The organism is Microbacterium sp. NPDC097977 (genome assembly GCF_040302605.1).
Classification (GTDB): domain Bacteria; phylum Actinomycetota; class Actinomycetes; order Actinomycetales; family Microbacteriaceae; genus Microbacterium.
Genome location: NZ_JBEOUR010000006.1, coordinates 17,448 through 31,546 on the forward strand (window position 1 = coordinate 17,448; position 14,099 = coordinate 31,546).

Below are 14,099 nucleotides of genomic sequence, written 5' to 3' on the forward strand. Positions count from 1 at the left end.
CGGTCACCCCAGGCAGGTGGGTCCGAGGAGGGACTTCAGATCTCCGAACAGATCAGCCGTGACCTTGACCGGCATGGGGACCTCGAACACCTTCGCGGTGTTCCCGCGGTGCACCCGCAGCACCACCTCGGTCTCGCCGTTGTGGCGCCGCAGCACCTCGGCGAGCTCGTTCATGACCCGCTCGGTCGCACGCTGTTCGGCGAGCACGAGCGACAGCGGGCCCGCTGCGTCGAAGGACCCCACATCGGGGGCGAACGCCGACTGGGCATGCAGGTTGAGCCCGTCATCACGGCGCGACACCCGACCGCGCACGGCCAGGATCGAGTCCTGCTGCAGGACGTGCTGGAACTCGGTGTAGGTCTTTCCCATGAACATGACCGTCACCTCGCCGTTGAAGTCCTCGATCGTGATCATGCCGTACGGGTTCCCGCTGGCCTTCGCGACGCGATGCTGCACGCTCGTGACGAGCCCGGCGACGGTGACCTGGTCGCCGTCCTGCACGTCGTCGGAGTTGTTGAGGACATGGATCGAGATCGACGCGTGCTTCGCCAACGGGACCTCGAGACCGGCGAGCGGATGGTCCGAGACGTAGAGTCCGAGCATCTCGCGCTCGAAGGCGAGCTTGTCCTTCTTGATCCACTCCGGACGCGGCGGCACCTTGGCGGGGGCGACCTCCTCGAGCCCGTCGTACAGACTGTCGAAATCGAATCCGATCGCTCCCTGCGCCTCGTTGCGTTTGCGGTCGACGGCGGCCTCGACCGCGTCCTCATGCACTTCGAGCAGCGCGCGGCGCGTGTCTCCCAGCGAGTCGAACGCACCGGCCTTGATCAGCGACTCCACGGTGCGCTTGTTCGAGACGTGAAGCGGCACCTTCTCGAGGAAGTGGTGGAACGACGTGAACCGCTCGCCCTTGCGGGCCTTCACGATGCCTTCGACGACGTTGCTTCCGACGTTGCGCACCGCTCCGAGGCCGAAGCGGATGTCGTCGCCCACGGCCGCGAAGTAGTTGATGGAGTCGGAGACGTCAGGGGGAAGCACCTTGATACCCATCCGTCGGCACTCGTTGAGGTACAGCGCCATCTTGTCCTTCGAGTCGCCGACGCTGGTGAGCAGCGCCGCCATGTACTCGGCGGGGTAGTGCGCCTTGAGGTACGCGGTCCAGTACGAGACCACCCCGTACGCGGCCGAGTGCGCTTTGTTGAAGGCGTAGTCGGAGAACGGGAGCAGGATCTCCCAGATCGCGTTGACGGCGCCGTCGGAGTAGCCGTTGGCGTGCATGCCGGCCTGGAAGCCCTCGAACTGCTTGTCGAGCTCGGACTTCTTCTTCTTTCCCATCGCGCGACGCAGGATGTCGGCCTGTCCGAGCGAGAACCCCGCCACGCGCTGGGCGATGGCCATGACCTGCTCCTGATAGATGATCAGGCCGTAGGACTCGTCGAGGATGTCGGCCAGCGACTCGGTGAACTCCGGGTGGATGGGAGTGATCGGCTGCTGGCCGTTCTTGCGCAGCGCGTAGTTCGTGTGCGAGTTCGCCCCCATGGGCCCCGGCCGGTACAGCGCGATGAGCGCCGAGATGTCGCCGAAGTTGTCGGGCCGCATGAGCCGCATGAGAGATCTCATCGGACCGCCGTCGAGCTGGAACACGCCGAGCGACTCACCCCGACCGAGCAGGTCGTAGGCTCCCCGGTCGTCGAGCTCCAGCTTCTCGAGGTCGAGCTCTTCGCCGCGGTTGGTGCGGATGTTGTCGAGGGCGTCCGAGATGATCGTGAGGTTGCGCAGCCCGAGGAAGTCCATCTTGATCAGGCCGAGCGACTCGCAGGACGGATAGTCGAACTGCGTGACGATCTGGCCGTCCTGCTCGCGGCGCATGATCGGGATGATGTCGATCAGCGGCTCGGACGACATGATCACGCCCGCGGCATGGACGCCCCACTGACGCTTCAGCCCCTCGAGACCCAGTGCGCGGTCGAAGACCGTCTTCGCCTCGGGGTCGGTCTCGATGAGCGCGCGGAACTCGCTCGCCTCTTTGTACCGCTTGTGCGCCGTATCGAACATGCCGCCGAGCTCCATGTCCTTGCCCATGACGGGAGGCGGCATGGCCTTGGTGAGACGCTCACCCATGCTGAACGGGAAGCCGAGCACGCGGCCGGCATCCTTGAGGGCCTGCTTCGACTTGATGGTGCCGTAGGTGACGATCTGCGCCACGCGCTCCGAGCCGTACTTGCGCGTCACGTAGTCGATGACCTCGCCGCGGCGACGATCATCGAAGTCGACGTCGAAGTCGGGCATCGAGACGCGGTCCGGGTTGAGGAACCGCTCGAAGATCAGACCGTGCTCGAGCGGGTCGAGGTCGGTGATCCGCATCGCGTAGGCGACCATCGAGCCGGCGCCGGAGCCTCGACCCGGTCCGACGCGGATGCCGTTGTCCTTTGCCCAGTTGATGAAGTCGGCGACGACGAGGAAGTAGCCGGGGAAGCCCATCTGCAGGATGATGCCGGTCTCGTACTCCGCCTGCGTGCGGACCTTGTCGGGGATTCCGTTCGGGTACCGGTAGTGGAGGCCGGCCTCGACCTCTTTGATGAGCCAGCTGTCTTCGGTCTCGCCGTCCGGCACGGGGAAGCGCGGCATGTAGTTCGCCGCCGTGTTGAACTCGACCTCGCAGCGTTCGGCGATCAGCAGCGTGTTGTCGCACGCCTCGGGGTGGTCGCGGAACAGCTGACGCATCTCGGCTGCGGTCTTGATGTAGTAGCCGTCGCCGTCGAACTTGAACCGATTGGGGTCGTCGAGTGTCGAGCCGGACTGGACGCAGAGCAGCGCCTCGTGCGCGCCGGCCTCGTGCTGGTGGGTGTAGTGGGAGTCGTTGGTGCCGACCAGCGGGATCTGCAGGTCCTTGGCGAGCCGGATGAGGTCGGTCATCACCCGACGCTCGATGGACAGACCGTGGTCCATGATCTCGGCGAAGTAGTTCTCCTTGCCGAACAGGTCCTGGAACTCCGCCGCGGCCGCACGCGCGGCGTCGTACTGACCGAGACGCAGCCTGGTCTGGATCTCGCCCGAGGGGCAGCCGGTCGTGGCGATCAGCCCTTTGCCGTACGTCTGCAGGAGCTCCCGGTCCATGCGGGGCTTGAAGTAGTAGCCCTCCATGCTCGACAACGAGCTGAGGCGGAAGAGGTTGTGCATCCCCTGGGTGGTCTCGCTCCACATCGTCATGTGGGTGTACGCGCCGGAGCCCGAGACGTCATCGCTCTTCTGATCCGGCGAGCCCCACTGCACTCGGGTCTTGTCGCTGCGATGGGTGCCCGGGGTGACATAGGCCTCGAGACCGATGATCGGTTTGACCCCGGCCGCGTTGGCGGCCTTGTAGAACTCGAATGCGGCGAAGGTGTTGCCGTGATCGGTCACCGCGATGGCCGGCATCTCGTAGTCCGCGGCGGCCTGAGTCATCGCCGCGATCTTCGCCGCCCCGTCGAGCATCGAGTACTCGCTGTGCACGTGCAGATGGACGAAGGAGTCGGATGCCATGCCTTCGAGTCTACGGCTGACCCCCGACATCGGAGCCGCTCCCAGGGGTCGCCCCGGCCCCTCGAAGATCGAGGCGCATGAGCACCCGGGGGAAAGCCGTCGAGCGTGGATCGAGTGTCGGCCGCTTTGGTGAATCCCGCCGCCTCGAACAGCGCCCTCGTCCCGACATACGCCATCGTGAGGTTCACCTTCTCGCCACGGTTGTCGACGGGATATCCCTCGATCGCCGGTGCGCCCAGCCTCTTCGCGTGCGCGACGGCCCCCTCGATCAGCGCGTGCGATATGCCCTGCCTGCGGTGCCCCGGACGCACCCGCACGCACCAGAGCGACCACACGTCGAGGTCGTCGATGTGCGGGATGAGCCTGTTCCTCGCGAACGTGGTATCCCGGCGGGGATGAACCGCCGCCCACCCGACAGGTTCGTCGTCGAGGTAAGCGATCACGCCGGGAGGCGGGTCCTGATGGCAGAGCTCCCGCGCGCGATCCGCGCGCTGGGAGCCTCGCAGCTCATTGTTCTCTTTGCTGCCGATCCGATAGCTCAGGCAGAAGCACACGTTCGACGTCGGCTTCTTCGGCCCCACGAGAAGGGCCACGTCGTCGAACTCGGTCGCCGGTCGCACCTCGATGCTCATGCCGAGAGTCTGATGCACCCCACGGACATCGTCGAGCATCTCGATCGATTCCCGACGGGGATGGACGACTCGGAACGGGCTATTCGCCGCGCAGGATCTCCAACGCATGCTCGAAATCCGCAGGGTAAGCCGACTCGAACTGCACCCACTCCCCCGTGGCGGGGTGCGAGAACCCGAGCTTGTGCGCGTGCAGCCACTGCCGGGTGAGGCCGAGCCGTGCCGACATCGTCGGGTCCGCGCCGTAGAGAGGGTCGCCGACGCACGGACGCCGGAGCGCGGCCATGTGCACGCGGATCTGATGCGTGCGCCCCGTCTCCAGGTGGATCTCCAGCAGAGACGCGCCCGGGAACGCCTCGAGCGTCTCGTAATGGGTGACCGACGGCTTGCCGTCCGGCGTCACCGCGAACTTCCATGAGTGGTTCGGATGCCGTCCGATCGGCGCCTCGATCGTCCCCGTCAAGGGATCGGGGTGCCCCTGCACGACCGCGTGGTAGATCTTCTCGACCGTGCGCTCCTTGAAGGCATGCTTCAGCGCGGTGTACGCGGATTCGCTCTTGGCGACGACCATGAGCCCGCTCGTGCCGACATCGAGTCGGTGCACGACACCCTGTCGTTCAGGCGCGCCGCTCGTCGCCACACGGAACCCCGCCGCGGCCAGCGCACCCACCACCGTGGGGCCCTCCCAGCCGAGGGACGGATGAGCGGCGACGCCGGTCGGCTTGTCGACCACCACGATGTCGTCGTCGTCGTACACGATGCCCAGCTCGGGGACCGCGATCGGGATGATGCGCGGCTCCTCCTTCGGCTGCCATTCGACCTCGAGCCAGCCGCCGCCGCGAAGGCGATCCGACTTGTCGAGCGTGACACCGTCGAGGCGCACGCCTCCGGCTGCGGCGACGTCCGCTGCGAACGTGCGGGAGAACCCGAGCATCTTGGCCAAGGCGGCGTCGACGCGCGTTCCCTCCAGTCCGTCGGGGACGGGGAGAGAGCGGGACTCCACGCTCAGCGTCCGTCCGACGCGGGCGCACCCGGCGTCGTACCGTCGAGGCGTGAGGAACCGGCCTCGGCGGCGGAGGACTCCGCATCGGCGTCGACAGCGGCGGCCTCGGCCTCTTCATCGGTCTCGACGGCGACGTGATCGCGGTCGCGGGTGCCGTCGAACCGCAGCCCGAACACCACGAGCAGCGCCACGGAGATCATGCCGGTGACGATGAAGATGTCGGCCACGTTGAAGATCGCCGGCATCATCCAGGGCATGGAGATCATGTCGACCACATGACCCATCGGGAAACCGGGATCGCGGAACAGGCGATCGGTCAGGTTGCCCAGCACACCGCCGAGGAGGCAGCCGAGCACGACGGCCCAGAGCCGGGAGCGGAGGCCTGTGGCCTTCCACACGATCACGCAGGCGACGACCGCGAGTGCGATCGTGAAGATCCACGTGACGTCGGACCCGAGCGAGAAGGCGGCACCGGGGTTGCGGACGTAGTACAGCTGAAGGAACTCGCCCAGCACGGGGACCGGCTCCTGCAGCGGCAGGTTCTCGGTGGTGAGGTACTTCACAAACTGATCGGCGGCCAGCACGAGCGCTGCGAGAATCGCAACGATCGCGCCGGCCGCCGACCGACGAAGGGCGGGGCGTCCTGGCAAAGGGACGACCTACAGTCCGATCGCGGAGACCGGAGTCGAGTCCGTGGATCCCGACTTCTCGTCGAGGTCGCGGAGCTGGCCCTCGATGTATCCGCGCAGCTGCGAGCGGTAGTCGCGCTCGAAGTTGCGGAGCTCGGTGATGCGGGCCTCGAGCGTGTTGCGCTCGCGCTCCAGGCGTGCCGACTCCTCGCGCTGCTTGGCCTCGGCCTCGGTGCGGATGCGGTTCACCTCGCCCTCGGCGTCGGCGATGAGCTGGTCGCGCTTGGCTTCACCCTCGGCGACGTGCTCGTCATGCAGACGCTGTGCGAGCTCGATGATCCCGGCCGTGGCGGTCGCCGAGCCGGAAGGCGTCGGCTCGGCCGGGGCGGGAGCCTCGGCGACGACGGGAGCAGGGGTCTCGGCGACGGGAGCAGGAGCCGCGGCGGCGACGGGTGCGTCACCGGACTCGAATGCTGCCAGCTTGGCCTTGAGCTCGGCGTTCTCCTCGAGGGCCTTGCGCCACTCGATGACGATCTCGTCGAGGAAGTCGTCGACCTCGTCGGGGTCGAAGCCGTCCTTGAAACGGACGTGCTGGAACTGCTTGGTGACGACGTCATCCGGGGTAAGTGCCATGGTGGCTCCTTCGATGAGTTCGGTTGCCAGTGTTGATGATGGCATGGTCGAGATGTGGCGCGAACCCGGGGCGCGCACCTGGGAGCCAAGCATAGCCCCCGTGCCTGTCAGCCGCGACGACACGACACTCGGGCTCGGCGAAATCTCCGGGCTGTCAGATGAAGTTTCGCACGATGCTCATCAGGATCAGGACGATCAGGATGGTGATCGAGAAACCGAAATCCAGAGAGATCCCGCCGATCCGGAGGGGCGGGATGATGCGCTGGAAGAACCGCACGGGCGGGTCGGTGACGGTGTACACGAGCTCGGCCGCGATGAGGCCGGCGCCCTTGGGCCGCCATTCCCGATTGAACAGCGGGATGTAGCTGAGGATGAGTCGCGCGAACAGCACGATCAGATACAGCAGGAGCGCCAGATGGACGATGCTGGCGATGATGGAGACGACGATCCCCACGGTCTACGACTGGTCGAAGCCCGCAGACTCGGCGTCTGCGTGGGCGATTCCCCCGTGGCCGGACACCGAGATGTTCTCCGGAGAGAGCAGGAACACCTTCGAGGTGACCCGCTCGATGCGGCCGTAGAGGCCGAGCGAGAGCCCGGACGCGAAGTCGATCAGACGGCGAGCGTCGGCGTCGCTCATCTGGGAGAGGTTGATGATGACCGGGACACCCTCGCGGAAGCTCTCGGCGATGAGCTGCGCATCGCGGTACTGCTTCGGGTGCACGGTGAGGATCTCGTTCACTGCCCCTCCTGCGGGCTGACGCACGGCGACGGGGCGCCGCAGCTGGGTGACGGGGGCCGGCGCGGGCTCTTCCCGATCACGGTCACGGTCGCGGTCACGCTCGCGCTGGGCGCGAGCGGGAGCCGGCTCTTCGTAGACCTCTTCCTCATCGGCGAGGCCGAGATACACCATGGTCTTCTTCAGCGGGTTACCCATCGTGTCCTCCGGTTCGAACGAGTCGGGTTGGTCTGTTCACAGGTTAACCCCGGTCGGGGCGGGGGCCCGTGATTGCGGAGCCGATCCGCAGGTGTGTCGCGCCCGCGTCGATGGCCTCGACGAAATCGCCGGTCATCCCGGCCGAGATCCAGGTCGCGGACGGCTCGAGCAGGCGCACCTGATCGGCCACCACCCGCAGCCGGGAGAAGGCGGATGCCGGCTCCTCGTCGAGCGGAGCGACGGCCATCACGCCGCGCAGCCGCAGCGAGGACAACGACAGGATGTGCTCGGCGAGGGTCGACGCGTCGGCGGGCTCGATCCCGCCGCGCCCTTCGTCCTTCGTGAGGTTCACCTGGATCAGCACGTCGAGCGGCTCATCATCCTCGGCCACCCGGTGCAGGGCGTCCGCCAGCTTCGCCCGATCGAGCGAGTGCACGGCATCCGCGCTCCGACGGATCGCCGACGCCTTGTTGGTCTGCGCCTGCCCGATGAAGTGCCAGCGGACATCCAGGTCGCCCACCTCGGAGACCTTCGATGTGAGCTCCTGCTGACGATTCTCCCCCACCTCGCGGACCCCCAGCGCGTGCAGGTCGCGCACGAGGGACGCGGGGTGGAACTTCGTCACGACGATCCGGGTGATCTCCGAGGGGTCGCGATCCGCTCGGCGCGCCGCGTCTGCGATCCGTTCGTCGATCGCCGACAGCCGTGCGGCCAGAGCCGAACGGCTCTGGCCGGGGCCGTCCGTCACTTCAGGAATTCGGGGATGTCGATGTCGTCGTCGGCGAAGGCCGGCTCGATGCTGGTCGTCGCGACGCGCTGCTGCACGCGCTCCGGTGCGGCAGGCTCTGCGGCGGGCGTGCTCTCCTCGTCCTTCGACAGCGTCACCTCGGGCAGCGTGCTCGCGGCGGCGGGACGCGTGACGACCATCGGGTCGAGGCGGAGCGACGGCTCGCCGCTGTCGAAACCGGCGGCGATCACGGTGACGCGCACCTCATCGCCGAGCGTGTCGTCGATGACGGTACCGAAGATGATGTTCGCCTCGGGGTGCGCTGCCTCCTTGACGAGGTCAGCGGCGTCGTGGATCTCGAAGATGCCGAGGTTCGATCCACCCTGGATCGAGAGCAGCACGCCGTGCGCTCCCTCGATGCTCGCCTCGAGGAGCGGCGATTCGACGGCCAGCTCTGCGGCCTTGATCGCCCGGTCGGCGCCGCGGGCGGATCCGATTCCCATGAGTGCGGATCCCGCACCCTGCATGACGGACTTGACGTCCGCGAAGTCGAGGTTGATCAGACCCGGCGTCGTGATGAGGTCGGTGATGCCCTGGACACCCGCGAGGAGCACCTGGTCGGCCGTGGCGAAGGCCTCGATCATCGAGATGCCGCGGTCGCTGATCTCGAGGAGACGGTCGTTCGGCACCACGATGAGGGTGTCGACCTCTTCCTTGAGCTTCACCACGCCGGCCTCGGCCTGACTCTGACGGCGACGGCCCTCGAACGAGAACGGCTTGGTGACGACGCCGATGGTCAGCGCGCCGATCGACTTCGCGATGCGTGCGACGACGGGAGCTCCACCGGTTCCGGTTCCGCCTCCCTCGCCCGCGGTCACGAAGACCATGTCGGCTCCCGTGAGCGCCTGCTCGATCTCTTCCGCGTGGTCTTCCGCGGCGCGGCGCCCCACCTCGGGGTCGGCTCCTGCGCCGAGACCACGGGTGAGCTCGCGACCGACGTCGAGCTTGACGTCGGCGTCGCTCATGAGCAGCGCCTGGGCGTCGGTGTTCACGGCGATGAACTCGACTCCGCGAAGACCGAGGTCGATCATGCGGTTGACGGCGTTGACGCCGCCACCGCCGACGCCGACGACCTTGATGACGGCGAGGTAGTTCTGGTTCTGGCTCATGGCCGGCCTCCGAGTAGTCGAGCCTGTCTATGGGTGAGAATCCAGGGCTTGAACCTTAAACCTCAACTAGAGGTGTAAAGTATTTCCCGGTATTGGTTTCTCTTGTTCGAAGGTAAGCGCGATGCACACGCGCGCACGCAGCGACACGGGCGTGTCGCCCGTTTGACGCCGAAAGTCAGCCGACGACGACGGCGTGCGGCGACGTGACGTCGATGGAGGACGCCCCGGGATTGCCGATCAACGTCTTCGAGAGGACCTCGCTCTTCATCGGCGAGTTCTCCGAGCTCCCCCACACGACGGTCAGTCCGGTGTTCAGCGTGAGCGTCACGTCGTCGGCCGTCGTCGCTCTGACTCCGGTGAGAGATGCGCGCAGATCCGCAGGGACGGACCGTATGACGAGTCCGGCGCTCTCGAACGCGGCCGAATCCGTGCCGCCCTCGATGTCGAGCAGGGGCTGCCCCTCCGGCTGATCCGATGTCGTGGAGAGCGCGACGCCCGCCGCATCGACCAGCGTGTACCCCGCATCCGAGCGGATGACGCCGACGGGGGTCCGCTCGACGATCCTCACCGTCAGGTCATGCGGAGGCTTCGCTTCGAGCGCGTAGGTCTCTATCAGCGGGAAGGCCAGCAGGGCCGCCTTCACCTCGCTCGAGTCGACGAGCGCCAGAGGCGTGCCCACCTGCCCCGCCAGAGCGGTCTCGACCGCGGCAGGATCGAGGGTCGAGGCGCCGACGACCGTGACCTTCTCGACCGCGAAGAGCGGGCTGTACGCCGCGATCACCGTGCCGCCCACCACCACGGCGATCGCGACGACGGTGCTCAGCCAGATGATGCGGCGACGACGCGACCGCTGCGTGAATCGCCGGATCTCGGCTCTCAGCGCCTTGCGGCGCGCTCGGGCCGCGCGCCACACGTCACGCGTGGACGTCGGCCGATCCGACGCCTCCTGCACGGTCTCGTCCGCACCGTCGGCCTGCGAGCCCACGGGCTGATCCGCACCGGTGCGTGTGGTGGGGTCGTCGCCCTGCGCACGAGATGCCCGACCCGCGCCACGGCGTCGCGACGCGCTGCCGCCGTCTGCGGCCCCCGCGGGCGGGGTGGGGAGCGCAGGTGGACGCCGCATCGGCTAGGCCCCGGTGGTGCGCAGCGACTCGAGCACCTGCGGGATGATCTGGTAGACGTTGCCGCAGCCGAGAGTCACGACGAAGTCGCCCTCACGCGCGACGGATGCCGTGTAGTCGGCCGCCTGCTGCCAGTCCGCCACGTAGTGCACGTGCGCGGGGTCGCGGAATGCGCCACTCACCAGCTCGCCCGTGACGCCGGGGACCGGATCCTCCCGCGCACCGTAGACGTCGAGCATCACCGTGTGATCGGCGTGGGCCTCGAGCACGTCGGCGAACTCCTGGAACATGTGCTGCGTGCGCGAATAGGTGTGCGGCTGCTGGATCGCGATGATGCGACCGGCGCCTGCGAGGGAGCGCATGGCCTCGAGCGCCGCGCGCACCTCGGTCGGGTGATGCGAGTAGTCGTCGTAGACCGTCACACCGCGTTCGACTCCGTGCTGCTCGAGACGACGCACCGTGCCGGCGAAGCCTTCGACGGCACGCGCGGACTCGGCGAGCCCGAAGCCGACGGCGAGGAGGACCGTGATGGCACCCGCCGCGTTGATCGCGTTGTGCACTCCCGGCACGGCCAGCTGCAGACGGACGCTCTCGTCGCCGCGACTGATCGTCGCGGAGACGGGCCCCGCTGCCACGATGTCGGCGACGCGGACGTCGGCATCCTCCGCCTGTCCGAAGGTGAGGACGTGCGGATGCGACAACCCTGCCCCGACCCGCAATGCCCCCGGGTCGTCGCTGGAGATGACGACGGCCTCGGTCGCGGCATCGGCGAAGCGGACGAACGCATCGTGGAACGCCTCGTCGGAACCGTAGTGGTCGAGGTGATCGGGGTCGACGTTGGTGATGAGCGCCACGGCCGTGTCGTAGAGCAGGAAGGTGCCGTCGGACTCGTCGGCCTCGATCACGAACAGCTCCCCCGTGCCCGTCGCACTGGAGATGCCGAGCTGTTCGATGACGCCGCCGTTGACGAAGTTCGGATCCGCGCCGAGTGCCTGCAGAGCCGTCACGATCATGCCGGTCGACGTTGTCTTGCCGTGCGCGCCTGCGACCGAGACCAGTCGGCGCGAACCGATGAGCCAGTGCAGTGCCTGCGAACGGTGGATCACGTGCAGGCCGCGCTCCTTCGCCGTGACGAACTCCGGGTTCTCGGGCCAGATCGCGCCGGTGTGCACCACGGTGTCGGCATCGCCGAGGTGAGCCGCGTCGTGCCCCACATGGACGACCGCCCCGGCGGCCGCGAGGGCGCGCAGATTGTCGCTGTCGGCGCGGTCGCTCCCGGACACCCGGATGCCCGCGTCCAGGAACATCCTGGCGAGGCCGCTCATGCCGGAACCACCGATGCCGATGAAGTGGGCGGAGGAGATCGACTCGGGGATCGGGAGGGAGAGGTCAGGTCTGATCATGTCGGATTCAGTCTACTTTTCGGTAGGGACGTTTCGGCGGCGCGACGCCGTCGGAGGCACGGTCAGGAGACGCCGAGTGCGCGATCCACGAGGGCGATCACGTTCTCGGTGCCGCTGCGCGTCCCGACCTTCTCGGCGGCCGCCGCCATCTCCGCGATCCGCGCCGGATCGTTCAGGACGGGGATCACGATGCGGCGCACGGCATCGCCGTCGAACGACGCGTCGTCGAGCAGGCGTGCCGCTCCGACGGCGACGGCCGACGCGGCGTTGAGCCGCTGCTCGCCGTTGCCCACCGAGTACGGCACGTACAGGGCGGGGATGCCCAGCGCGCTGATCTCGCTGACCGTGGCGGCGCCGGAGCGCGAGACGATCAGGTCGGCGAGGGCGAACGCGAGATCCATCCGATCCACGTAGCGCCGCAACGCGTATCCGGGTACCTCGGGGTCGACGAGGTCGCTGCGCTCCCCCGTGACATGGAGCAGCTGCCAGCCGGTGGCGAGGATGTCTCCCCATGAATCCGCGAGCGCGTCATTGAGGCGCTGAGCACCGAGCGAACCGCCGAAGACGAGCAGCACAGGCCGGGCGGCGTCGAGTCCGAAGTGCACCGCCGCCTCGTCGCGGGCTGCCGCGCGATCGAGCTCGATGACCTCACGGCGCAGAGGCATGCCCACCACCTCGCTGCCGCGCAGACGGGTGCCGCCGAAGGCGACTCCGGTGGCCGCGGCCCCTCGCGCGCCGAGGACGTTGGCCAGTCCCGGCTTGGCGTTCGCCTCGTGCACGACGAAGGGCACGCCCTCGCGACGGGCCGCGACGTAGGCCGGAGCGGCGGCGTAGCCGCCGAAGCCCACCACGACATCCACGTCATGGGCCCGGATGTGGTCGCGGACCTGAGCGATCGCGCGGCGGAATCGGGCGGGGAAAGATGTCGCCTGCCGGTTCGGACGGCGCGGGAAGGGCACCTTGTCGACGATCAGAAGCTCATAGCCGCGGGCGGGGACGAGTCGGGACTCGAGTCCCTCGGCGGTGCCGAGCACGAGCACATCGGCGTCGGCATCCCTGGCCCGCAGTCCGTCGGCGACGGCGAGCAGGGGGTTGACGTGACCGGCGGTGCCACCGCCGGCGAGAAGGTACGAGGTCACCGTGCGACCCTACCCCGCCCCACTGATGCGTTCCGCAGAGGAGCCTGAGCCTCGACGGCGGGGATGGTGCGGGCGAAGGAGAGCAGCACTCCGCAGGCGATGAGCACGGCGAGCAGCGCGGTGCCGCCCTGTGACATGAACGGCAGCGGAACTCCCATGACAGGGAAGAGACCGATCACGACGCCGACGTTGAAGACGGCCTGGCCGGTGATCCAGACCGTGATCCCGCCGGCGGCGACGCGGATGAACGGGTCGGCCGTCTTGCGGATGATGTGGAAGGCGCCGACCGTGAACAGCGTGAAGAGCGCGAGCACGACGATGCATCCGATCAGACCGAGCTCCTCGCCGACGATCGCGAAGATGAAGTCGTTGCCCGCGGCGGGCAGCCACCCGTACTTCTCCTGCGAGTTGCCCAGACCGACGCCGAAGATCCCGCCCGAGGCCATGCCCCAGATGCCGTGGATCGACTGGTAGCAGTCCCCCGTGTAGGCCGACATGTCGGAACAGGTCGCGGTGATGCGCCGCATCCGGTCGGGGCTGGTGATGGCGAGAGCGATCACCGACACGACCCCGAGGAGCACGGGCAGGATGAACAGCCGCAGCTTCACGCCGGAGAAGAACAGGCACCCGAGCAGGACGATCACGAGCACCATCGCCGTCCCGAGGTCCTTGCCCGCGATGACCGTGCCGATCGCGAGCGCCCCGACGGGCACGACGGGGATGAAGACCTGGTGCCAGGTGCCGAGCATGGTGTGCTTGCGCATCAGCACGAAGCCGATCCAGAGGGCGAGGGCGAGCTTGAGGAACTCCGACGGCTGCAGGGTGAAGCCCGCGACCATGATCCAGTTGCGGTTGCCGCCGTCCTCGATGCCGAGGGGGGTGAAGACGAGCAGCTGGAGGGCGACCGCACCGAAGAGCGCAGGCCACGCCATCTTCTTCAGGAAGGCGATCGGCAGTCGCGAGATCAGGAACATGAGCGGGACGCCGAGGACGGCGAAGATGCCCTGGCGCAGGGCGCCGTCCATCGGATTCTCGCCGCTGGCGACCGCGGTGGCACTGGTCGCCGAGAGCACCATCACGAGTCCGAAGATCGTCAGCATCAGCGCGGCCGACGCGATCATGAGGAATTCGGTGGAGACCGGGGTGAACCTCCGACCGAGCGAGACGCGAGCGGCGAGACCGCTCAT

Annotated in this window: 12 protein-coding genes and 1 pseudogene; all 13 read right to left on the reverse strand. The window is 67.8% G+C overall.

Annotation, left to right across the window (positions count from 1 at the left end; translation table 11 throughout):
* Window positions 1-3: 3 nt before the first annotated feature.
* The 13 genes and pseudogenes from dnaE to ftsW all read right to left on the reverse strand — a co-directional run bounded on the left by dnaE (window position 4) and on the right by ftsW (window position 14,099).
* Window positions 4-3,522 (reverse strand): DNA polymerase III subunit alpha, encoded by a 3,519-nt coding sequence (gene dnaE, locus ABTZ43_RS02730; protein ID WP_314097812.1) that lies wholly within the window; start codon window positions 3,520-3,522, stop codon window positions 4-6.
* 10 nt (window positions 3,523-3,532) lie between these two features.
* A pseudogene (locus tag ABTZ43_RS02735) lies at window positions 3,533-4,154 on the reverse strand (GNAT family N-acetyltransferase).
* 79 nt (window positions 4,155-4,233) lie between these two features.
* Window positions 4,234-5,154, reverse strand: a complete 921-nt coding sequence (locus ABTZ43_RS02740; protein ID WP_350537738.1) for an RluA family pseudouridine synthase — start codon at window positions 5,152-5,154, stop codon at window positions 4,234-4,236.
* 2 nt (window positions 5,155-5,156) lie between these two features.
* On the reverse strand, window positions 5,157-5,804 hold the full coding sequence (gene lspA, locus ABTZ43_RS02745) for a signal peptidase II (protein ID WP_350537739.1): 648 nt from the start codon (window positions 5,802-5,804) through the stop codon (window positions 5,157-5,159).
* Between the two features lie 9 nt (window positions 5,805-5,813).
* Window positions 5,814-6,416 carry a DivIVA domain-containing protein gene (locus ABTZ43_RS02750; RefSeq protein ID WP_045253736.1) on the reverse strand — a complete coding sequence of 201 codons (603 nt, stop codon included), beginning with the start codon at window positions 6,414-6,416 and terminating at the stop codon, window positions 5,814-5,816.
* A 154-nt stretch (window positions 6,417-6,570) separates the two neighbouring features.
* The gene (locus tag ABTZ43_RS02755; RefSeq protein WP_230109549.1) at window positions 6,571-6,870 is read right to left on the reverse strand and encodes a YggT family protein; all 300 of its coding nucleotides are present in this window, start codon (window positions 6,868-6,870) and stop codon (window positions 6,571-6,573) included.
* A 3-nt stretch (window positions 6,871-6,873) separates the two neighbouring features.
* Window positions 6,874-7,353: a cell division protein SepF gene (locus ABTZ43_RS02760; RefSeq protein WP_350537740.1), complete on the reverse strand. Its 480-nt coding sequence runs from the start codon at window positions 7,351-7,353 to the stop codon at window positions 6,874-6,876.
* 43 nt (window positions 7,354-7,396) lie between these two features.
* Window positions 7,397-8,101 carry a YggS family pyridoxal phosphate-dependent enzyme gene (locus tag ABTZ43_RS02765; protein ID WP_314097826.1) on the reverse strand — a complete coding sequence of 235 codons (705 nt, stop codon included), beginning with the start codon at window positions 8,099-8,101 and terminating at the stop codon, window positions 7,397-7,399.
* Entirely contained in the window at window positions 8,098-9,249 is a 1,152-nt protein-coding gene (gene ftsZ / locus ABTZ43_RS02770; protein WP_056418556.1) for a cell division protein FtsZ, read from the reverse strand. The genes ABTZ43_RS02765 and ftsZ overlap by 4 nt, the downstream gene beginning before the upstream one ends.
* Before the next feature lie 175 nt (window positions 9,250-9,424).
* Window positions 9,425-10,372: a cell division protein FtsQ/DivIB gene (locus tag ABTZ43_RS02775; protein WP_502885304.1), complete on the reverse strand. Its 948-nt coding sequence runs from the start codon at window positions 10,370-10,372 to the stop codon at window positions 9,425-9,427.
* 3 nt (window positions 10,373-10,375) lie between these two features.
* A complete protein-coding gene (gene murC, locus ABTZ43_RS02780; protein WP_502885305.1) occupies window positions 10,376-11,773 on the reverse strand; it encodes a UDP-N-acetylmuramate--L-alanine ligase in 1,398 nt (465 codons plus the stop codon).
* Between the two features lie 62 nt (window positions 11,774-11,835).
* Window positions 11,836-12,912 carry a UDP-N-acetylglucosamine--N-acetylmuramyl-(pentapeptide) pyrophosphoryl-undecaprenol N-acetylglucosamine transferase gene (locus ABTZ43_RS02785; RefSeq protein WP_350537741.1) on the reverse strand — a complete coding sequence of 359 codons (1,077 nt, stop codon included), beginning with the start codon at window positions 12,910-12,912 and terminating at the stop codon, window positions 11,836-11,838.
* A complete protein-coding gene (gene ftsW, locus ABTZ43_RS02790; RefSeq protein WP_056418569.1) occupies window positions 12,909-14,099 on the reverse strand; it encodes a putative lipid II flippase FtsW in 1,191 nt (396 codons plus the stop codon). The genes ABTZ43_RS02785 and ftsW overlap by 4 nt, the downstream gene beginning before the upstream one ends.

What these genes read in the sequence shown, in the direction of transcription:
- dnaE (WP_314097812.1), bottom strand. Translation starts at nt 3,522, where the DNA reads ATGGCATCCGACTCCTTCGTCCATCTGCACGTGCACAGCGAGTACTCG.
- ABTZ43_RS02750 (WP_045253736.1), bottom strand. Translation starts at nt 6,416, where the DNA reads ATGGCACTTACCCCGGATGACGTCGTCACCAAGCAGTTCCAGCACGTC.
- ABTZ43_RS02760 (WP_350537740.1), bottom strand. Translation starts at nt 7,353, where the DNA reads ATGGGTAACCCGCTGAAGAAGACCATGGTGTATCTCGGCCTCGCCGAT.
- ftsZ (WP_056418556.1), bottom strand. Translation starts at nt 9,249, where the DNA reads ATGAGCCAGAACCAGAACTACCTCGCCGTCATCAAGGTCGTCGGCGTC.
- ABTZ43_RS02775 (WP_502885304.1), bottom strand. Translation starts at nt 10,372, where the DNA reads ATGCGGCGTCCACCTGCGCTCCCCACCCCGCCCGCGGGGGCCGCAGAC.
- murC (WP_502885305.1), bottom strand. Translation starts at nt 11,773, where the DNA reads ATGATCAGACCTGACCTCTCCCTCCCGATCCCCGAGTCGATCTCCTCC.
- ftsW (WP_056418569.1), bottom strand. Translation starts at nt 14,099, where the DNA reads ATGAGCGGTCTCGCCGCTCGCGTCTCGCTCGGTCGGAGGTTCACCCCG.